The 20,188-nt window shown below is 36.5% G+C and carries 20 protein-coding genes; 12 read left to right on the top strand and 8 right to left on the bottom strand.

Annotated features, from left to right (window positions below):
* Window positions 1-29: 29 nt before the first annotated feature.
* From GZ212_RS15440 to GZ212_RS15430, 3 genes are all read right to left on the bottom strand, one after another.
* Entirely contained in the window at window positions 30-626 is a 597-nt protein-coding gene (locus GZ212_RS15440; RefSeq protein ID WP_166962222.1) for a DUF6705 family protein, read from the bottom strand.
* A gap of 219 nt (window positions 627-845) precedes the next feature.
* Entirely contained in the window at window positions 846-3,347 is a 2,502-nt protein-coding gene (locus GZ212_RS15435) for a DUF5686 and carboxypeptidase-like regulatory domain-containing protein (protein ID WP_166962220.1), read from the bottom strand.
* A 71-nt stretch (window positions 3,348-3,418) separates the two neighbouring features.
* Entirely contained in the window at window positions 3,419-4,426 is a 1,008-nt protein-coding gene (locus tag GZ212_RS15430; RefSeq protein WP_255349982.1) for a pyruvate dehydrogenase complex E1 component subunit beta, read from the bottom strand.
* A 262-nt stretch (window positions 4,427-4,688) separates the two neighbouring features.
* On the opposite strand from GZ212_RS15430, the gene GZ212_RS15425 reads away from it, so the two are divergent.
* From GZ212_RS15425 to GZ212_RS15400, 6 genes are all read left to right on the top strand, one after another.
* Window positions 4,689-5,435, top strand: coding sequence for an electron transfer flavoprotein subunit beta/FixA family protein (locus GZ212_RS15425; protein ID WP_166962217.1), 747 nt, complete (start codon window positions 4,689-4,691; stop codon window positions 5,433-5,435).
* 25 nt (window positions 5,436-5,460) lie between these two features.
* Entirely contained in the window at window positions 5,461-6,420 is a 960-nt protein-coding gene (locus tag GZ212_RS15420; RefSeq protein WP_166962214.1) for an electron transfer flavoprotein subunit alpha/FixB family protein, read from the top strand.
* A 121-nt stretch (window positions 6,421-6,541) separates the two neighbouring features.
* Window positions 6,542-7,153, top strand: a complete 612-nt coding sequence (locus GZ212_RS15415; protein ID WP_053969789.1) for a bifunctional nuclease family protein — start codon at window positions 6,542-6,544, stop codon at window positions 7,151-7,153.
* 12 nt (window positions 7,154-7,165) lie between these two features.
* Window positions 7,166-8,593, top strand: a complete 1,428-nt coding sequence (locus tag GZ212_RS15410; protein ID WP_053969790.1) for a NupC/NupG family nucleoside CNT transporter — start codon at window positions 7,166-7,168, stop codon at window positions 8,591-8,593.
* Between the two features lie 92 nt (window positions 8,594-8,685).
* Complete coding sequence (locus GZ212_RS15405; RefSeq protein WP_166962211.1) at window positions 8,686-9,510, top strand: thymidylate synthase; 825 nt, start codon at window positions 8,686-8,688, stop codon at window positions 9,508-9,510.
* Window positions 9,511-9,519: 9 nt separating this feature from the next.
* On the top strand, window positions 9,520-10,323 hold the full coding sequence (locus GZ212_RS15400) for a hypothetical protein (protein ID WP_166962207.1): 804 nt from the start codon (window positions 9,520-9,522) through the stop codon (window positions 10,321-10,323).
* 62 nt (window positions 10,324-10,385) lie between these two features.
* Here GZ212_RS15400 and GZ212_RS15395 read toward each other — a convergent pair whose 3' ends face one another.
* Window positions 10,386-10,688 carry an isoamylase early set domain-containing protein gene (locus GZ212_RS15395; RefSeq protein WP_166962204.1) on the bottom strand — a complete coding sequence of 101 codons (303 nt, stop codon included), beginning with the start codon at window positions 10,686-10,688 and terminating at the stop codon, window positions 10,386-10,388.
* A gap of 288 nt (window positions 10,689-10,976) precedes the next feature.
* Here GZ212_RS15395 and GZ212_RS15390 point away from each other — a divergent pair, with 288 nt between their 5' ends.
* The 4 genes from GZ212_RS15390 to lspA all read left to right on the top strand — a co-directional run bounded on the left by GZ212_RS15390 (window position 10,977) and on the right by lspA (window position 14,260).
* Window positions 10,977-11,900: a dihydrofolate reductase gene (locus tag GZ212_RS15390; protein ID WP_166962201.1), complete on the top strand. Its 924-nt coding sequence runs from the start codon at window positions 10,977-10,979 to the stop codon at window positions 11,898-11,900.
* Between the two features lie 4 nt (window positions 11,901-11,904).
* A complete protein-coding gene (locus GZ212_RS15385) occupies window positions 11,905-12,807 on the top strand; it encodes an alpha/beta fold hydrolase (RefSeq protein WP_240923834.1) in 903 nt (300 codons plus the stop codon).
* A gap of 68 nt (window positions 12,808-12,875) precedes the next feature.
* A complete protein-coding gene (fabD, locus tag GZ212_RS15380) occupies window positions 12,876-13,769 on the top strand; it encodes an ACP S-malonyltransferase (RefSeq protein ID WP_166962198.1) in 894 nt (297 codons plus the stop codon).
* A complete protein-coding gene (gene lspA / locus GZ212_RS15375; protein WP_166962195.1) occupies window positions 13,769-14,260 on the top strand; it encodes a signal peptidase II in 492 nt (163 codons plus the stop codon). Before fabD ends, lspA begins: the two co-directional genes overlap by 1 nt.
* A 32-nt stretch (window positions 14,261-14,292) precedes the next feature.
* On the opposite strand, the gene GZ212_RS15370 is transcribed toward lspA, so the two are convergent.
* The 3 genes from GZ212_RS15370 to GZ212_RS15360 form a co-directional block, all read right to left on the bottom strand.
* The gene (locus GZ212_RS15370) at window positions 14,293-14,484 is read right to left on the bottom strand and encodes a hypothetical protein (protein ID WP_166962192.1); all 192 of its coding nucleotides are present in this window, start codon (window positions 14,482-14,484) and stop codon (window positions 14,293-14,295) included.
* A gap of 174 nt (window positions 14,485-14,658) precedes the next feature.
* Window positions 14,659-15,681, bottom strand: a complete 1,023-nt coding sequence (galE, locus tag GZ212_RS15365; RefSeq protein WP_166962189.1) for a UDP-glucose 4-epimerase GalE — start codon at window positions 15,679-15,681, stop codon at window positions 14,659-14,661.
* Complete coding sequence (locus tag GZ212_RS15360; protein WP_166962187.1) at window positions 15,674-16,831, bottom strand: DegT/DnrJ/EryC1/StrS aminotransferase family protein; 1,158 nt, start codon at window positions 16,829-16,831, stop codon at window positions 15,674-15,676. The genes galE and GZ212_RS15360 overlap by 8 nt, the downstream gene beginning before the upstream one ends.
* A gap of 89 nt (window positions 16,832-16,920) precedes the next feature.
* On the opposite strand from GZ212_RS15360, the gene GZ212_RS15355 reads away from it, so the two are divergent.
* Together GZ212_RS15355 and GZ212_RS15350 are read left to right on the top strand one after the other, a co-directional pair.
* Window positions 16,921-18,153, top strand: coding sequence for a 3-deoxy-D-manno-octulosonic acid transferase (locus GZ212_RS15355; protein WP_370520501.1), 1,233 nt, complete (start codon window positions 16,921-16,923; stop codon window positions 18,151-18,153).
* Window positions 18,154-18,550: 397 nt separating this feature from the next.
* Window positions 18,551-18,850, top strand: coding sequence for a hypothetical protein (locus GZ212_RS15350; RefSeq protein WP_166962181.1), 300 nt, complete (start codon window positions 18,551-18,553; stop codon window positions 18,848-18,850).
* Between the two features lie 76 nt (window positions 18,851-18,926).
* On the opposite strand, the gene GZ212_RS15345 is transcribed toward GZ212_RS15350, so the two are convergent.
* Window positions 18,927-19,940 (bottom strand): LacI family DNA-binding transcriptional regulator, encoded by a 1,014-nt coding sequence (locus GZ212_RS15345; RefSeq protein WP_166962178.1) that lies wholly within the window; start codon window positions 19,938-19,940, stop codon window positions 18,927-18,929.
* Between the last annotated feature and the right edge of the window lie 248 nt (window positions 19,941-20,188).

The following is a 20,188-nucleotide window of genomic DNA, read 5'->3' as shown; positions in this document are numbered from 1 at the left end:
AACCAGACTTTTTGGCCTGGCCTTTGGTTTTAATGTTTTATAAAGACATAATTCCCATCTGGAATATCAAGGCTAACAGAGCCATCACCTAAAATGCTATAATCATAAATACAGGCTTCCAGTTTTTCTACCCCATTATCATTTAAGTAACGTAAAATCAACCGACCTTGGGCATATTCATCTGTTGGATGGTGTATTATTAATTCTATTTTAACCTCAGAGGGGTCACTGTTGTCCAGGCAATAATTGGGTAGTTGATGTACAATTACACGACCATTTATTGAATGCTTATAACCCATTATTGCTGGGTCATCAAAATCTAAAAGTGTATTGACTTTTTCCACACCATTTTCAACATATTGGTACTCACCAACTAAAAGGTCTACATACTTTTTATTATTTGAAATTTGATAATGTTCATTCTCTTTTAGCTTGGAGGTTATGTAAGAATTACCATTTTGGTATTGCCAGGTTCCTACAAATTTTTCAAATTCATTATTTACGTCCTTAATATAATAATCTTGATTATCCTCAAAATCAGCTCCACTACCAATGGGCACAATAATGGTTTGTGCTTTACATGATAAACAGATTAAGATTCCTAAGAACAGAAGCAATACTTTCATAAATAGATTATTCCTCCATTAAATTAAACATCTTTAGTGCTATTAAAAACAGTTCTTGAGGGAATGTGTTCTCTTAACTCGTAAACCATCTAGTTTAGCAAGTGAAAACTATTAGGGAACTTGGCTATTGATCCAAATGTAAGAAAAACAACATGGAAGAAGTTACGGTTTTACCGTAATTATTTAGAAATAAAATACTTACTATTAAAGTAGCACCCCTTAAAAATTAAACCCAAAAGTACCGGTCACCCCAAAATCTCGAGCGTTGGGCGCATCTTTGTAATTTCCTCTAAAGTTAAAGTCGATACGAAATACCCTAAAAATGTTACCAACCCCAAAACTGTATTCATAATAAATCTTATCAGTTGGCGCTATCAACGGAATGCCGTTGGGCTCATTCAAGTAAATATTGGCATCTGATATGTCTCCCCAAGCGGCTCTAAACCCAACTATTTCACGTAGATTCAATTTTCTCAAAAACGGAATTCTGGAAAAAATGCGACCGTTAAAGTTGTGCTCAGCATGTAAAGACGCATAAGTATCCGTTACAAACTCGTAAAAGTCTAATTGGGAAAACGTATTATAGATAGAAAAATAGGATTGGTTTCCAGGAATAACACTCAACAATCCTAGAGGTACATCGCCAAACGTTTTTCCTGCTTCTAAAGTCGTATTTAACACACCTAGCCCACCAATTCGCCATGGTTGCATATAGGAAAATTGCAGCTTGGTATAGTCAAAATCACTATTGAGCAAACCTTTATCTCCTCTTGCCACCTGCACAAACAAGCGGGCGAAATAATCATTTACCACATAGCGTTCCACGCCGTAACCCGTCATTCGTCGGTTAGGATAATAAGACAAAGACACTGTACTTTCATATTGCTTGACCACATCATTCACCCCATTGGGTGCTTCTGGATCACGGTAGGCCAAACTAAAGGTAGGTGAAGCCGATTCTAAAACCCGGTAGTTCCCCGTAATTCTGAATTCTAAGTTTTTTATAGGCTCAAAATCTACAGCCAATCCACCCAATTCTATTTTGGTCAATTTATCATTGGGACTGGTAGTTACTAAAGAGGAAGAAGCCAAACTTCGGCCCAAAACGTCCTGTGAAGAAGTAAGATTCACACCTATTTGTTCGACATCCTTTCGGTACCCTCCTGAAATAATCAACCGGTTTTTTTTCTCAATCATGGCTTTGAGAGAAATCCCATATTTGAATTTTTGGTCCTTAAAGCCATAGGCCGCAAAACCTTCAATACGCCACGGGTCATGAGGTGTGAAATAAGTTCTTCCCCCCGTACGTATTCTCATGCCTTCTACTTCATTAAATCCGAACGTTGAAAAAATTGGTCCGTAATCCATATTGATTTCATCCAATTCAATGTAGCCGGACGCCAATATTTCACCAATACTGTAAAGCCGTTTAAACTTCTTGACCGTCCGCAAGGTATCCAACATGGTATAGATCCCTTTTTCATCCTTGTTCAATTCCTCTAGACGGTGCTTTTGCCAGAAAGTTGAGTCCCGTTCAAAGGCTTGGTCATTGGGATTATAGACTTCTTCTTTATAAAAGGATTCGGGCCTTTTAAAATTAAACACATAGTTATCATACAAGGTGGTTCTTTTACCGTAAACCCCTCGTGCCTTTTCCTTTTTCTGAAACGAAAAATCAGACATGAAATAATCGCGCTTAATCAAAAACACCGAATCATTCAATACCTCAAAATCCTGCTCAATATAAATATCCTTGACCCAATTGATATTGGCACTTTTTGAGGCGTGCATGTTGATATTCTTAATGGCAAACGTGGTATCGTTTACCCAAAAATCTCCTTTAAAAGTCAGTTCATTCTTCCGTCTTGGATAATACACGATGTTATAGCACCATTTATTATCTACAAAAGCACTATCAATCAACACATAATTGTAGGTGTTGATTCCTGTCCTGGAAATAGGACTTACAAAACTCTTGTCAAAGAATTTAAGGTAATTGTCGTAAATGTTGTAATCGGAATACAGGTCATCTATGAAATCAATAACAATCTGGTTGTTATCAAATCCAGAGTTTTTATTCCCTTTAAGTTGTTCCTTTACTTTATTGGTAGTGTTATCTCCGTAAACCTTGCTAACCGCCTCGTTGATGAACATAGGGAGATAGGTCTTCCCAGTCACCGAAGATGTGTCTGTTTGTTCAAAAACAAATTCCATGCCTTTGAAGAGTTTACTTTTCATCAAGGCACTATCAATGGTGTTTAGGTCAAATTCAATCTTTTCATACTTATCGTATTCATATTGCTTGAATTGTTTGAGCCCATTGAAACGCTTTCTAGCCCAAATTTTCTTCAATATGGCAATAGCAGGATTCTCTTCTTCCTTTTTGGATTGCTTCCCTGTATAAATAACGACCTCGTTAAGAGCTGCCGCCTCCTCAATTAAGGTAAACTTCAGATTGTAGTTGACTTTTTTTTCTAAAGGTAATTCGATGGTTTCATAGCCAACAAAGCTAACCACTAGTGTTTCCCAGGTGTTATCGGATTGCAGATAAAACTTCCCATTCTCATCGGTTATGGTTCCTTCTGATGACGATTTAAAGAACACATTGGCATAAGCAATGGGCTCATCTTTTTCATCCATAACATAACCGCTAACTTTGGATTGGGCAAATCCGAAAGTTATTCCAAGTAGGCATAAAAAAGCAAGTAGATTGTATTTCATGTATTTACAAAAAAAACTTCATCAACAAAAAATGCTAATGAAGTTTAAATAACGTAAAAAATATTGATATGTTACTTATACATCACCTTCTTTACGGCCTTAACCACATCGTTGCTGTTTGGCAACCATGCTTCCAATAGTACTGGCGAGTAAGGAGCTGGTGTATCTGCTGTGTTTAATTTAACGATTGGTGCATCCAAATAATCAAAGGCTTGTGATTGCACTTGATAGGTAATCTCTGTCGCTACGTTACCAAATGGCCAGGCCTCTTCCAAAATAACCAAACGGTTGGTTTTCTTAACAGAATTCAAAATGGTCTCATGGTCCATAGGGCGAACGGTTCTCAAGTCGATAATCTCACAAGAAATCCCTTCTTTTTCTAATTCTTCAGCTGCCTTGAAAGCCTCTTTGATAATCTTACCAAAAGATACGATGGTGACATCGGTTCCTTCACGCTTAATATCGGCAACACCAATTGGAATTAGGTATTCCCCTTCTGGCACTTCCCCTTTATCTCCATACATTTGCTCACTTTCCATAAAGATTACTGGATCATCATCACGAATTGCAGATTTCAATAATCCTTTAGCATCATATGGATTGGAAGGTACAATTACTTTTAATCCTGGTGTGTTTGCATACCAGCTTTCAAACGCTTGGGAGTGAGTTGCTGCCAATTGACCTGCAGAAGCCGTTGGACCACGGAATACAATAGGACATTTAAATTGGCCACCAGACATTTGACGAATTTTAGCCGCGTTGTTTATAATTTGATCAATTCCAACTAAAGAGAAGTTAAAGGTCATAAATTCGATTATCGGCCTACAACCAGTCATAGTCGACCCCACACCTACTCCAGCAAAACCTAACTCGGCAATCGGGGTATCAATAACACGCTTGGGACCAAATTCATCCAACATACCTTTGGAAGCCTTATAGGCTCCGTTATATTCTGCTACTTCCTCACCCATTAGGTAAATGCTTTCGTCACGACGCATTTCCTCGCTCATGGCTTCGCAGACAGCTTCTCTAAATTGAATTGTTTTCATTGATATCTTAACTTTAAAATCGGATAGCAAAAATAATAATAAATCAGAAAATAATAGGCTTAAAAAGGTGATTTGTTCCCTTATCAAGGCAATTCCGATCCTGAAAAATTAAAATGCACCAATACTTAGATTATTCCTAAAAAAACCCTTTTTCAATTCAGTATTCTGTTAAAAAAGGAAGGTTTTTTCTTAAAATCTCAAATTTTGCTATGCATGCATAGCAAATATTCAAATGAAATTATTTAACTTCGTGGCCACTTTAAAGTACAATCAAAACAATTAAACTGAAGATATGAAAATATTAGTATGTATTAGTCACGTTCCTGATACGACCTCTAAAATTAATTTTACGGATGGTGACACCAAGTTTGACACCAATGGGGTTCAATTTGTCATCAATCCAAATGATGAATTTGGTTTAACCAGAGCCATGTGGTTTAAAGAAAAACAAGGTGCTTCTGTTGACGTTGTTAATGTAGGAGGACCAGAAACCGAACCAACTTTAAGAAAAGCTTTGGCTATTGGTGCAGATACGGCTATTAGAGTTAACACAGAAGCTAAAGATGGCTTTCAAGTAGCCAAAAACCTAGCTCAAGTAGTTTCTAATGGCGGATATGATTTAGTCATTGCAGGTCGTGAATCCATTGATTACAATGGAGGGATGGTTCCAGGTATGTTAGCTACGCTTTTAGATGCCAATTTTGTAAACAATTGTATCAGTTTAGAGATAGATGGAAATGCGGTTAAAGCCGTAAGAGAAATTGACGGAGGAAAAGAATCTGTTAGTACCACTTTACCTTTGGTTATTGGAGGCCAAAAAGGATTGGTAGAAGAAAGTGATTTAAGAATTCCTAATATGAGAGGAATCATGACAGCACGTTCCAAACCATTGAGCGTAGTTGATGCCGTAGATGCTTCAGCTGAAACTGCTTCAGTTTCATTTGAAAAACCAGCTCCTAAAGGACAAGTGAAACTTGTTTCTGCAGATAATGTCGGGGAATTGGTTGAATTACTTCACAACGACGCTAAAGTTATTTAATAACCCAAAAAGAAAAATTCAAAACATGTCAGTTTTAGTATATACCGAATCAGATAAAGGAACCTTTAAGAAAATAGCATTGGAAGTTGCTTCTTATGCCAAAACAGTTGCAGACCAGTTAGGCACTACCGTAACCGCTGTTACCATCAATGCAGATGACACCTCTGTTTTAGGAAACTATGGTGTGGATAAGGTTTTACAAGTAACCAATAATGCCCTTGATACATTTAATGCCAAAGCTTACGCTAGTGTCATTGCCCAGGCTGCTGAAAATGAAAGCGCCAAAGTAGTGATTGTAAGCTCAAGTGCCGATAGTAAATATTTGGCTCCTATTTTATCCATCAACTTGAATGCGGGTTATGTGCCAAATGTAGTAGCTGCTCCTTCTAACACAGAACCCTTTACAGTTAAAAGAAACACCTTTACAAACAAAGCATTCGCCAATACAGCTATTGAAACGGAAGTCAAATTGATAGGACTTTCAAAAAATGCCTTTGGTTTAAAAGAAAATTCAGCCAGCGCTACAGCCGAGACGTTTTCTCCGTCTATTCCTGAATTAGGAATCACCGTAGAATCTGTTGATAAAGTAACTGGCAAAGTAACGATTGCCGATGCTGAAATCGTTGTGTCTGGTGGACGCGGTCTTAAAGGACCTGAAAACTGGGGTATGATTGAAGAACTAGCCGATGTTTTAGGTGCGGCAACTGCATGCTCCAAACCCGTTAGTGATTTAGGATGGAGACCACATAGCGAACACGTAGGACAAACCGGAAAACCCGTTGCGGCCAATCTTTATATTGCCGTTGGTATTTCAGGAGCTATTCAGCACTTAGCAGGAATTAATGCCTCTAAAGTGAAGGTGGTTATCAATACAGATCCAGAAGCTCCTTTCTTTAAAGCAGCAGACTATGGGATTGTAGGGGATGCCTTTGAAGTGGTTCCTCAATTAATAGAGAAATTAAAGGAGTTTAAAGCTCAGCAATAAAATATTTTTATTAAATTGTAAAGTCTAAAAGGACTGTTTGAATTTGGTCTAAAATCGAAATCTATTCTTTTGGTTTGGTAAAGTCCTAATTTAAACAGTTCTTTGTGTTTTTGAATGATTTATGAGTTTAGTTAGACTTAACATTAAAGGAATTTCTTACAGCCAGACTCAAAATGGCGCTTACGCACTGATATTAAACGAAGTAGACGGCGATAGAAAGTTACCCATAGTAATTGGGGCTTTTGAGGCTCAATCCATTGCCATTGCCCTAGAAAAAGAAATTCGTCCGCCTAGACCTTTAACTCATGATCTTTTTAAGAATTTTGCTGACCGATTTGATGTGGTAGTCAAACAGGTAATCATTCACAAATTGGTTGATGGTGTTTTCTATTCCAGTCTTATTTGTGAGCGTGATGGCATTGAAGAAATCATCGATGCCAGAACTAGTGATGCTATTGCTTTAGCCTTAAGGTTTGATGCCCCAATCTTCACGTACAAAAATATTTTGGACAAAGCAGGGATCTATCTAAAAATCAATCCAGACTCTCCAGATGAATCTGAAGACAGCGTATTGGTAGATGACATGATAGCGGAAGAAATTGAATCAGATTCACAAACCAACTACAAAAACAAATCCCTAACAGAACTCCACACCTTGCTGGACGAGGCTGTAGCCAATGAAGATTATGAAAAGGCAGCCAAAATCAGGGATGAAATTTCCAAAAGAAACTAAACCACACCACATATGAAGAAACTTTTTGTTCTGTTATTGGTTCTTTTTACAACCGTTGCGTTTTCACAAGATTCTACCACGACCATTGAAAGTATCACCCAGCAGACAACTAGTAACCCCATCATAAGTAGTGCGGGATTTTCCATAAACAGTCTTTTAAGAGGCGCCTTAGGAATGGTGGTTCTTCTAGCCATTGCCTTTCTATTAAGCAAAAACAGAAAAGCTATCAATTGGCGAACTGTAGGCTTTGGACTTTTGGCGCAATTGCTGTTAGCCATTGGCGTTTTAAAAATACCCTTTGTACAATCTGTTTTTGAATGGGTTGGAGGTCTTTTTGTTGCTATTTTAGATTTCACGCTCGCTGGAACTGAATTCCTATTCAAATCATTTATCACCAATAAAATTGAAGATTCCTTAACCACCTTTGCCGTTTCTATATTACCTACTATTATCTTTTTCTCGGCCTTAACCTCGGTATTGTTTTATTTGGGCATCATTCAAAAGGTTGTGAAAGGTTTGGCTTGGTTACTCACCAAGGTACTACAAATATCAGGAGCTGAAAGTTTAAGTGTCGCCGGAAATATTTTCTTGGGACAAACAGAATCACCTCTTATGATCAAGGCCTATTTGGAGAAAATGACTCGTTCTGAAATATTATTGGTTATGATAGGTGGGATGGCTACCGTAGCCGGTGGTGTTTTAGCTGCCTACATTAGATTCCTTGGAGCTGGTGACCCTGCTATGGAGCTGTTTTATGCCAAACATTTATTAGCCGCGTCCGTCATGGCTGCACCAGGAGCTGTAGTCATTTCAAAAATACTATATCCACAAACCGAAGCTATTGATTCAGAAATCAATGTGACTCACGATCAAATAGGCTCCAATATTTTAGATGCCATTGCCAATGGTACTTCCGAAGGACTCAAATTGGCAGTTAATGTTGGGGCGATGCTATTGGTTTTCTTAGCCTTTATAGCCATGATCAATGGTATTTTAGGTTGGTTTGGAGATGTCACTACCCTAAACACCTTGGTAGCTGATAATACCATCTATGAAAAATTATCCCTTGAATTCCTTCTCGGTTACCTATTGGCGCCCATTATGTGGTTGATTGGGGTAGCACAAGAAGATATGGCTCTTATGGGACAACTTCTAGGGATTAAATTGGTTGCTAGCGAATTTGTTGGCTATATCCAACTGGCAGAATTGAAAGATATCGGGAATTTGCTTCATTTAAAATATGAGAAATCGGTCATCATGGCCACCTACATGCTTTGTGGCTTTGCCAATTTTGCTTCTATAGGAATCCAAATTGGAGGTATTGGATCTTTAGCTCCAGGCAAAAGGAAAACCTTATCTGAATTCGGAATTAAAGCCTTAATTGGAGGAACAGTAGCCTCACTCCTTTCAGCTACTATTGCTGGAATGATTATCGGATAATTTCGTTAATAACTTTTCATATCTAATTAGAAATATGCGATGTTTCTACTTGGTCTTTTTTCTATTTTTATCCAGATAGAATTGAGAGACTTATGAAGCAATATTTAGACCTCGTCAAACATGTTTTAGAAAACGGGAACGAAAAGGGAGACCGCACAGGTACTGGAACCAAAAGTGTTTTTGGATATCAAATGCGGTTTGATTTGAATGAAGGGTTCCCAATGGTAACCACCAAAAAACTGCATTTAAAATCCATCATATATGAATTGTTATGGTTTTTAAAAGGTGACACAAATATTCAATACCTTACAGAAAATGGCGTGCGAATTTGGAACGAATGGGCTGATGACAATGGTGATTTGGGTCCTGTTTACGGACATCAATGGCGTAATTGGAACAGTGATGAAATTGACCAAATCAAGGAAGTCATCGAGACTCTAAAGACCAATCCAAACAGTCGACGTATGTTGGTTTCGGCATGGAATCCTTCTGTACTGCCAGACACCTCTAAAAGTTTCGCTGAAAATGTTGCTAACGGAAAGGCAGCCTTACCTCCGTGTCATGCCTTTTTTCAATTCTATGTAGCAGACGGCAAATTATCTTGTCAGTTATACCAACGAAGTGCAGACATCTTTCTAGGAGTTCCTTTTAATATAGCATCTTATGCCTTGTTTACATTGATGATGGCACAAGTTTGCGGATACCAACCAGGAGAATTCATTCATACCTTTGGTGATGCTCATATTTATAGCAATCATTACGAACAATTGGAGCTTCAATTATCAAGAGACCCTAGACCATTGCCAAAAATGATTTTAAACCCAGAAATCACAGATATTTTTGATTTCACTTTTGAAGACTTTACCCTAGTGGATTATGATCCACACCCACATATTAAAGGTGTTGTAGCAGTGTAATTTTTTGATATGAGATTAGTTTTATTTTTATTACTTTTCCCCTGTATCATATTTTCACAGACCAACCTTTCTAAAGGTTATCCAACATTCCACAATGGAGATTTAAATGATTCTCCTCCTAATAAAATGGAATTTATTAGATTCCAGACTCAAGATTTCATTGGGAAACAAATTGATGCTGAATTTATTAAAAACCACTTCCGAATTAATGATTCTATTGAATTTGATCTTAGTTACGTTATAAATTTAAAAGGAGAGGTCAATGAGAAAGATATTAAAGTAAATACACAATTTGAACTTTTCAATCTGAAGATAAAATCAGCTTTAAAAAAGTTACCCCTTTTCACCCCTGCTATTGCCATATACAATAATAAAGGGTACGATTTTAAAGTAGAATTCAGACCGGAATTTAGAGTGGATTCATCCTACCAATTTATTCCCGTATACCGTAAATTGATAGAATATGAGGCCCACTATCCAATTAAACCGAAGAATAAAGAATTTTTGAAAGCAGTAGAAGCCGCGGGAGATGAGTACAAGGAATTAATCATCGTCTTTCTATACTTTTCTACTAATGAAAACATGGATTGTTTCAATATTAGAGCTTACGCTGAGAATGATCTATTTTCTGAAAAAGCTATAGAAGAATTCAGACAGGGAAATCTTTTGTTTCGAGAAGGATCTGTGAAGTTGGAAAAAAACACTAATTACCAACTTGAAGTAAATATCTATCCTTTCAGGGATAATAAGTACTATAAAAGGTTCTTAGAAAAACGATTTTTAACTCAAAAAGCCACTTTGGAAAGATTTTAACAAACAAAAAACGCTCCCAAAACCAATTGAGAGCGTTTTTTCACACAAACTAATTTAACTAATTATAAATTTAAAACACTATTATCAGATCCTGCATAGTCACTCCATGCATAAGCATCCGCTTGATCATCATTCAACCAAGCTTCGCCATCGACAACATATTTAAATTCGTACGTTTTTTCGGTTTCCAAATCAACGGTTCCTTTAAAAGTCCCGTTTTTTAACTTCTTAAGTTTTACAGCTTTCTTCTCCTTCCAATCGTTAAAAGTTCCTAGAACTTCCACCTTTTTAGCCTCCTCTGCAGGTACTGAAAAAGTTACCTTACAAAGAGGCTTGCTTTTTAAGTATTGTTTTTTAATAGCCATAATTCAAGTGTTTTTCTGGGTCAAAAGAAGCAAATCTATTTTAGGTATGCAACTCCTTTAGGTTGTTTACAGAAAGAATTGTTGTTTTGGCAAAATTTAGCTAACATTAGCATAAACTCCAAAAAAAAACAAGCTTGAAATTACGAGATTGACAACGGCATAAATTCATGTTTACGAGCTGATTTTCAACGATATCGATTTCGTTTTTCACCCCTTTTAGTCAAATTCCATTTACGATAACATTTTCCTAAAAAATGCCGTAAATTTACCCATAGCAAATCAATCATAATGTTCGGAAAAAAGAAAGAAATACCTCAAGTAGATCAAGAACAATTAGCGTTTTTTAAGCATGCCCAAAAACGCATCAAACAGAAAAAAAGATTATACTCCCATTTTATTTTATTCCTTATAGGCGCTATCCTATTAATTGTCGCAAACCTGGTATTGAAAATAGGTGAAAACTTTAAAATTCTTGGTATTGATTGGTTTGTATTTGCCGTTGTTCTTTGGTTTGTCTTATTTCTATATCACTTTATCAACGTATTTGTAACCAACAAGTTTTTGGGAGAATCATGGGAAAAATCGCAGTTAGAAAGATTGGTTTCCCAACAACAAGAACGTATTGAAACTATCAAAGCAAAACTTTACAACGAAGAATTAGCTATAGCTAAAAAGGAAATTCAAGAAGAAACCGAAAAAAACAGGACATCTGAAAAGCGTTCTAACTTAACCATTATCGCTGCCGCCGGAGAAGATCAAGCTTTGGGTAAGGACAACGATTTGATTTGGCATTTAAGTGACGATCTTAAGCGATTTAAAAACCTCACCAATGGTCATCACATCATCATGGGGCGCAAAACATTTGAAAGTTTCCCAAAACCTTTACCCAACCGAACACACATTGTCATTACAAGACAACAGAATTATACCGTCCCATCTGGCGTTATTGTTGTTCATAATTTAAAAGATGCTCTTGATGCTTCTAAAAACGATACCCAACCCTTTATCATTGGTGGAGGTGAAATTTATCGTCAAGCAATGCCATTAGCAGATAAAATTGAGCTAACACGAGTACACGGTACTTTTGAAGATGCAGACACACATTTCCCTGAAATTAACGAATCCCAATGGCAAGAAACTGCTCGCAGTTACCATAACAAGGACGCGAATCATCCCTACGATTTTTCTTTTATTACTTATGTGAAAAAATAATCAATTGAAGCCTGTTTTCAGAATCATTTTCCTATTTATCTGTTACCAAATTTCCGGACAAACCTCAGGAAAAATTGGCATAGAAAACGGGCAACTATTTTTTAAGACTTTTGGTAAAGGGACACCGGTTTTGATTATTAATGGAGGTCCGGGAATGAATAGCCAAGGCTTTGAATCATTAGCCAAAAGATTGGCAGAAACCAATCAGACCATCATATATGACCAAAGAGGAACTGGCCAATCCCAACTGCAGGACATCTCATCAAAAACAATAACAATGACATTGATGGTAGACGATATTGAAGCCCTCAGAAAACACTTGAAAATTGAATCATGGGTTGTGCTAGGGCATTCTTTTGGCGGTATGCTAGCTTCCTATTATGCTACATTATTCCCAGATCGAATTCAAGGCTTAATACTTTCCTCCTCTGGCGGATTGGATTTATCACTTTTGGATAACTTAGACATTAGATCCCATCTATCTTCCATTCAAAGAGATTCACTTAATTATTGGAATCAAAGAATCTCACAAGGCGACACTAGCTATCAAGCAAGATTAGGGAGAGGAAGGAATCTTGCTCCTGCTTATTTATACAACAAAGAATTCATTGAACAAATAGCTCATAGATTAACCCAAAGTAACATGCAAATAAATAGTCTTCTGTGGCGTGATATGCGAGCCATTTCCTTTGATTGTAAACCTGATTTGAAGTCCTTTAAAAAACCTGTGCTCCTCATTCAAGGAAAGCAAGACATTTTGGATCCCTCCATTGCTGAGGAAGCTCATCAAATATTCAACAACTCAGAACTAGTTTACATAGATCATTGTGCCCATTACGGTTGGTTGGAGCAACCCAATATCTATTTTGGTGCACTTGACAGATTTCTCAAACAGTTTAATAACTGATATTATTCCCTTACACTTATTCACTTATATAGAATTCACTATTTTTGCACCAATTAAATATAAAGAGAATGAACGCATACATTTTCCCTGGACAAGGGGCGCAATTTTCTGGAATGGGATTAGACCTATATGAAAACTCCCCTCTAGCACAAGAATTATTTGAAAAGGCAAACGATATTTTAGGATTTGTCATTACTGATATTATGTTTGAAGGTTCTGCTGAAGACCTAAAACAAACCAAGGTAACTCAACCCGCCATCTTTTTACATTCTGTTATTTTGGCAAAAACCCTTGGAGATAGTTTTAAACCCGATATGGTTGCAGGCCATTCCTTAGGTGAATTTTCTGCTTTGGTTGCCAATGGCACCTTAACTTTTGAAGACGGACTTAAATTAGTTTCTCAAAGAGCTCTGGCAATGCAAAAGGCTTGTGAAATGAATCCAAGCACGATGGCAGCCGTTTTAGGACTGGAAGATAAGTTGGTAGAAGATATTTGCTCTCAAACCGAAGGTATTGTTGTAGCGGCAAACTATAATTGTCCTGGGCAATTAGTTATTTCTGGGGAAGTAGAAGCCATAAATAAAGCCTGTGAGTCCTTGAAAGAAGCAGGTGCAAGAAGAGCCTTAGTGCTTCCAGTTGGTGGTGCTTTCCATTCTCCTCTTATGGAACCCGCAAGAGAAGAATTAGCAGCAGCAATAGAAAATACCCAATTCAACACACCGTCTTGTCCTATTTATCAAAATGTCACAACTTTTGCTGTGACTAATGAAAACGATATCAAGGCTAACTTAATCTCTCAATTAACTGCTCCTGTAAAATGGACACAGTCTGTTCAGAATATGATCTCAGATGGTGCTACCTTATTTACGGAAGTGGGACCTGGAAATGTATTGCAAGGGTTGGTTAAAAAAATTAATAGAGAAGCCCAAACAGCTTCTGCAACCTTTGAAACCAACCTTTAATGAAGTTCACTAGAAATGTAGGCATCATTCTATTGGTGATTTTCAATATTGCCTTAGATCAAATTTCGAAATTTATAGTGAGAGCTAAGGTAGATCCTTACAGTGAAACCCCAATTATTGGAGATTATTTCACGTTGCATAATGTAGAAAATAAAGGCGCTTTCTTGGGTATGGGAAGTGAACTGAATGACACCTTGCGTCTGATTCTATTACTTATATTACCTCTGGCCGTTTTGGGATATGTGATGTACTACATTATAACAAACAAAAACTTGGACAAAGCCTCAGTCATTGGATTTTCATGTATTGTGGGTGGCGGTATTGCCAATGTCTATGACAGAGTTATGTATGGCTCGGTAACCGACTTTTTTCATATAGATTTAGGAGGAGTCTTTAGAACCGGTATTTTTAATATAGCAGACATGTCGGTCATGTTTGGCCTTGGTCTGTTGCTTTACAGCAATTTTAAAAACAAAAAAGCCTCTAATTAATAGAGGCTTTTTTTTACTTCAATATTTTCTGTTTATCTGGCCAAATTGCATTGTTCACAATCCTTAATTTTCCCGTAATAGGTTTCTCTGTACTTGTGAATCGTTTTAAACGGAATATTCAAAAATTGCTTTTTGATATAGGTTACTTTGGTTGATAAGGCACCCATTTTTGGGGTATGCCTTTGTTCGTCTTTGGTTTCTCTTTTTATTGTTATCAGTCTCATAATTTCCTTTGCATTACCATACAAAGAAACAAATCATTTAAACCAATCCCAAAAACAAAGCCTTAAAACCTTGTTAATCAAAAAGATATTAAAATATCCACAATCGAACAAGTTATCGACTTAGGATTCCTTAACCAAATGACACTATCATTGACAATTTGATATCGTTGTTTTTTACGAATTTGCCAATTTTTGTTCCCATTTCCAGGCAGACAACATGGCATCGTCTAAGGTCAACTCCGATTTCCACCCCAAGACATCGTTTGCTTTATGGGTATCTGCATAAGCAGCCGTAACATCTCCTTCTCTTCTAGGGGCTATCTTATAATTCAATTTTTCACCAGAAACTTTTTCAAAAGATTGAACAACTTCCAAAACAGAACTTCCGGTTCCCGTACCTAAGTTAAAGACTTCGTAATTACCTTCGTTTTTGGATTCCATCAATCTTTCCAAAGCTACTACATGAGCTTTGGCCAAATCAACCACATGAATATAATCTCGTACACAGGTCCCATCTTTCGTTGGATAATCATCACCAAAAACAGATAGCTGCTCTCTTATTCCAATAGCCGTTTGCGTAATAAAAGGCACTAGATTTTGTGGCACTCCTATAGGCAGCTCCCCAATTTCAACCGTTTCATGAGCGCCAATCGGATTAAAATATCTCAAAGCAATGGCTTTCAAATGCTCATTGATTTTACAAACATCTTTAATGATTTCTTCACCAATTTGTTTGGTGTTCCCATAGGGTGATTCCGCCGGCTTGACGGGAGCATTTTCATGAATGGGCAATTCATCTGCCTGACCATAAACTGTGCATGACGAACTGAATATAAAATTGGCACTCTCTAATTTTTGCAGTTCCTGCAACACATATACTAGTGTATTGATATTATTCTCATAATATAATAACGGATTTTGGACACTTTCACCTACTGCTTTACTTGCAGCAAAATGAATAATTCCCTGTAAGTCAGAGTGACGGTTAAAAAAATCCTGCACTTTCTCCTTCTCTCTTAAATCCAACTTTTCAAAAACAGGTTTAATGCCTGTAATCGCTGTGATTCCATCCAAAACGTTGATGGAAGAGTTAGACAAATTATCAATTATTACAACCTCAAAGCCTCGATTTTGAAGTTCTACAACAGTATGGGAGCCAATAAATCCTAAGCCACCCGTCACCAGTACTTTAGCCATTAATATATGCTTTTACTTTTTCGGTTATAAATTCTATTTGTTCGTCGTCTAATTCGGTATGCATTGGTAAGGAGATTACTTGCTCTACCAAAGCATTAGTCACTTGAAAATCGGCTTCATTATATCGGTCATCCATATAGGCCTTTTGCTTATGTAAAGGAATTGGATAATAAACTCCACAAGGAATACCATTTTCATTTAAATATTTTGCTAAACCATCTCTATCAACACCTGTCAATTTTAAAGTATACTGATGAAACACATGGCAATCACAATTATTGCAATTACCAGAACAAGCGTTGCTTTTTCTCACTGGCGTTTGTACTTGTGAAACATTTTTAAATGCTTCATCATATTTAGCTGCTGCTTCTTGTCTCGCCTTGTTATAAGCATCTAGTTTGGGAAGTTTGGCATCCAAAACAGCAGCTTGGATAGAATCCAATCTAGAATTAACCCCTACTACATCATGGTGATATCTCACGTACATCCCATGATTAACTATACCTCTTATGATATGAGCCAAATCATCATCATTAGTAAAGATGGCGCCACCGTCTCCATAACAACCTAAATTCTTGGAAGGAAAAAAGGAAGTAGAGGAAACATTACCTATGGTACCGGTTTTGGCCTTGGTTCCATCTTTATAGGTGTAATTCCCTCCAATACCTTGCGCATTATCTTCGATAACATAAAGATTATGTTCTTTGGCAAGTGCCATAATTTCTTCCATAGGCGCAGCTTGCCCAAACAAATGCACAGGAACAATGGCTTTGGTTTTAGGTGTAATTGCTTTTCTAATAGCCTCTACATCAATATTAAAAGTATCAGGATCTACATCTACCAATACTGGAGTTAATTGCAAAAGCGCTATAACCTCAACAGTAGCTGCAAACGTAAAATCGGCTGTAATTACTTCATCACCTGGCTTTAAGCCAAGTCCCATCATGGCAATCTGTAATGCATCTGTACCATTGGCACAAGGAATGACATGTTTGACGCCCAAATAAGATTCTAAATTCTTCTGAAATTCATGAACCTTGGGTCCATTTATAAAAGAAGTCGTATCAATGACTTCTTGTATGGAGGCATTAACCACCTCTTTGATATCGGCATATTGACCTTTAAGGTCAACCATTTGTATTTGTTTCATATGATACAAAGTTACAAAAATAGCTTGCCTACCCCAATGGATTTATTCTAAACAATGTATTTTAGCATAAAAGTTTTTTTATCTTGAAAGTGATCTATAATCTTGGTATTCGTTGGGCTTCATTTCTTTTAAAATTAGCTTCCCGATTTAATCATAAACTGCAATTGGGAGTTCAAGGTCGAGCAGAAACTTTTCAAATTTTAAAAGACAAATTGAAACCAGAAGATCAAACATTATGGTTTCACTGCGCTTCCTTGGGTGAATATGAACAGGGCCTTCCCGTTTTTCAGGAAATAAAAAAAACTTATCCCAACCATAAAGCCGTACTTACCTTTTTTTCGCCATCGGGTTATGAAATCAGGAAAAACTCACCTATTGCTGACGTGGTCGTTTATTTACCTTGGGACACTCCTTATAATGCCAAAACATTTATAGAGCTAGTAAATCCAGACTTAACCCTCTTTGTTAAGTATGACATCTGGCCAAACTACTTAAAGGAATTAAAAACAAGAGGCAAAAGAGCCCTTCTAATTTCTGCCTTATTCAGGCCAAACCAGGCATACTTCAAATGGTATGGAAACGTTATAAAAGAGGCATTATTTGCTTTTGAGCACATTTTTACCCAGGATGCCAATTCCAAAGATCTATTAAAGAAAATAGGCTATGAGCAGGCCACTATTTCTGGAGATACTCGCTTTGACCGAGTGAGTCAGCAACTAAACATTGACAATCATCTTCCCTATATTGAAACATTCAAAAACAATAGGTTATGCGTGGTAGCAGGCAGTACTTGGCCAGAAGGTGAAGCTTTCTTGGCGGAATTTATCAACAGTTATTCCAATGAGTATGTTTCCTATATCATTGCTCCCCACAATATCAAATCTGAGCAAATTCAGAAATTAAAAGCAAGCATCCATAAGCCTACCATGCTGTTTTCGGAGATGGAGGAATCCTCCCTTTCTAACCAACAAGTCTTTATTGTAGACACAATTGGGATCCTTTCTAAGATTTATAGTGTTGGAGACATTGCTTATGTTGGAGGAGCCGTGGGAACCACAGGGCTTCACAACACTTTAGAACCAGCTGTATTTGGAATTCCAATTATAATAGGTTCTCATTATGATAAATTTCCAGAAGCCCATGATATGGTTGATTTAGGAGGTATGTTCAGCATTAAAACACAAGAAGAATTTTCGAATCAGCTTAAAAATTTAATCGAAAATGAGTCACTTCGGAATAATTCAGGAGCCATTAATAAGCGCTATATTGAAAAAAACAAAGGTGCCGTAATCCAAATCATGGACTATATACGTAAGTATTAACAACATGGATATTTTACGAATCAAAAAAAATAATTAAAATCATTTGTAATATTCATTAATTAAATGTTAATTTCGTGATGACCAATTTGTTTATTAACTAACACCAATGAAATTATTAATAGCAACTCCTAAATCATATTTTAAAATATGAAGCCTTACCTCAACTTCATGTAAGGAGCAAAAGCAAAAATAAATCAACGATGTTTAGAACTCTTTAAATAAATTGTTCACAAAATTGTAGCTGGCATTCTTTAAACATGTTTAAACCTAGTTTAAAACAGAGACAAAGACAATGAAACTGCAAAAAATTAATGATCCTAAAAACAATATTTAACATAAAATTACTGAGAGGTAATTCTATATATTAATTTTATTAAACACTAAAAACTTTACACTAATGAAAAGACTATTTTTAAGCGTAGCTCTATTACTAACTTTAGGATTTACAATCTCTTCTTGTAGAGATACAAAAAATGAAGAAAGCGTAGAAGAATCAATGGAAAACACAGGTGATGCTATCGAAGAAGCAGCAGAAGACACTGGTGATGCTATTGAAGAGGCTGCTCAAGACACTGAAGAGGCAACTGAAGGTGCTTTGGAAGAAGTTGGTGAGGCAATCGATACCGCTGTTGAAGAAACCAAAGAAGCTGGAGAAGCTGTTGGTGATGCTGTTGAAGAAGCTACAGACGGTCACTAAGAAAGATTTACTTTTGATAGATAGAAAAAAGTCTTACCAAACGGTAAGACTTTTTCTTTTTTATTATTAGAACATACTAATTAAGTTTCTTGGTGGAATTTCGCTCAATAATATGAGTATGTATAACTTCGTGAACAGGATCACTCACCAATTTCCCTTCTAATCTATCAATTAACAATTCGACAGCTTTCTTACCAATATTTTCAGCATGCTGGCTAACGACCGTTAGTGAAGGTATAGAATGTTCAGACATTAATCCATTAGTAAATCCAATAACAGCTATGTCATTTGGAACATCAAACCCATTTAATCGAGCCACATTTATGGTCAAAATAGCGGAGTATTCATCTGCACAAACCACTCCATCTATCTTTTGCTCCTTCAAGGTTCTAGTTAAGTCCTTTTCGATTTGATTGTAATGATCTACATCAATTATTAAAGGTTTTAAATTTCTATCTTTCAAAGCCTTTAAATACCCTTCACAACGCAGTTGCCCCACACTAATATTACTAATTGGATTGACAAAGGCAATATGTTTGGAACCATGATCTGCTAAAAAAGCAGTTGCTTCATAAGAACATTCAAAGTCATCTATAGTTACCGTATCACAAAATACATCTTTTGTCACCCTATCAAACATAACCATGGGTACATTGTACTTTGAAACTTTATCGAGATGCGCGTAACTTTTTAAACGTTGTGTTTCTTCTGCCAGAGACAATATAATACCGTCAACACTTCCATTGATAAAAGTATCTATACTCTCACTCTCCTTTTTCTGCTTTTCATTACTAAGACAGATAATTAGTTTGTAGCCTCTTTTGGTGGCTTCAATCTCAATCCCATAAAGCACTTTACTGAAAAATTCCAATAAAATAGCCGGAATCACAACCCCAATCGTTTTGGTGGATTTTGACTTTAAGCTTCTAGCAATGTTATTGGGTATGTAGTTGCAGGACTCTGCAATTTCTTTAATGCGAACTCTTGTTTTCAGCCCAATTTCAGGACTGTCATTCAATGCTTTAGATACTGTTGAAACAGATACCCCAGCTAAATTCGCTAAATCTTTTAATGTCGTCTTGGATGGCATAATCTATATTCTAAGATAGATATTTTTTACTTTTTATGCAATAAAATTGTTAATACCCTAATGAAAATATTTCCAACTGCGAATATTTTACCTTTTAATTGAATTACCAAATTTATAGGCTTAATGTTTTGTAAATTTTCCAACAACCTTAAAGGAGCTAAAATCTGCAATTCCTAATAAGACCTAAAATCAAAAAAGGTTCTGACAATTCAGAACCTTTTTTAAAAAATCAAGGCAACAAGCATCAC

Origin of the sequence: Mangrovimonas sp. CR14, assembly GCF_011764015.1 — a bacterium.
GTDB classification, from domain to species: domain Bacteria; phylum Bacteroidota; class Bacteroidia; order Flavobacteriales; family Flavobacteriaceae; genus Mangrovimonas; species Mangrovimonas futianensis.
The sequence above is the reverse complement of the archived record's forward strand: the minus strand, read 5'-3'. Positions and strand labels throughout refer to the sequence as shown.

Bases quoted from the DNA above. Each gene is read 5' to 3' on its own strand.
- GZ212_RS15405 (WP_166962211.1), top strand. From the start codon at position 8,686: ATGAAGCAATATTTAGACCTCGTCAAACATGTTTTAGAAAACGGGAAC.
- fabD (WP_166962198.1), top strand. From the start codon at position 12,876: ATGAACGCATACATTTTCCCTGGACAAGGGGCGCAATTTTCTGGAATG.
- GZ212_RS15420 (WP_166962214.1), top strand. From the start codon at position 5,461: ATGTCAGTTTTAGTATATACCGAATCAGATAAAGGAACCTTTAAGAAA.
- GZ212_RS15360 (WP_166962187.1), bottom strand. From the start codon at position 16,831: ATGAAACAAATACAAATGGTTGACCTTAAAGGTCAATATGCCGATATC.
- GZ212_RS15370 (WP_166962192.1), bottom strand. From the start codon at position 14,484: ATGAGACTGATAACAATAAAAAGAGAAACCAAAGACGAACAAAGGCAT.
- GZ212_RS15395 (WP_166962204.1), bottom strand. From the start codon at position 10,688: ATGGCTATTAAAAAACAATACTTAAAAAGCAAGCCTCTTTGTAAGGTA.
- GZ212_RS15345 (WP_166962178.1), bottom strand. From the start codon at position 19,940: ATGCCATCCAAGACGACATTAAAAGATTTAGCGAATTTAGCTGGGGTA.
- GZ212_RS15350 (WP_166962181.1), top strand. From the start codon at position 18,551: ATGAAAAGACTATTTTTAAGCGTAGCTCTATTACTAACTTTAGGATTT.
- GZ212_RS15440 (WP_166962222.1), bottom strand. From the start codon at position 626: ATGAAAGTATTGCTTCTGTTCTTAGGAATCTTAATCTGTTTATCATGT.
- GZ212_RS15410 (WP_053969790.1), top strand. From the start codon at position 7,166: ATGAAGAAACTTTTTGTTCTGTTATTGGTTCTTTTTACAACCGTTGCG.
- lspA (WP_166962195.1), top strand. From the start codon at position 13,769: ATGAAGTTCACTAGAAATGTAGGCATCATTCTATTGGTGATTTTCAAT.
- GZ212_RS15425 (WP_166962217.1), top strand. From the start codon at position 4,689: ATGAAAATATTAGTATGTATTAGTCACGTTCCTGATACGACCTCTAAA.
- GZ212_RS15435 (WP_166962220.1), bottom strand. From the start codon at position 3,347: ATGAAATACAATCTACTTGCTTTTTTATGCCTACTTGGAATAACTTTC.
- GZ212_RS15390 (WP_166962201.1), top strand. From the start codon at position 10,977: ATGTTCGGAAAAAAGAAAGAAATACCTCAAGTAGATCAAGAACAATTA.
- galE (WP_166962189.1), bottom strand. From the start codon at position 15,681: ATGGCTAAAGTACTGGTGACGGGTGGCTTAGGATTTATTGGCTCCCAT.
- GZ212_RS15400 (WP_166962207.1), top strand. From the start codon at position 9,520: ATGAGATTAGTTTTATTTTTATTACTTTTCCCCTGTATCATATTTTCA.
- GZ212_RS15415 (WP_053969789.1), top strand. From the start codon at position 6,542: ATGAGTTTAGTTAGACTTAACATTAAAGGAATTTCTTACAGCCAGACT.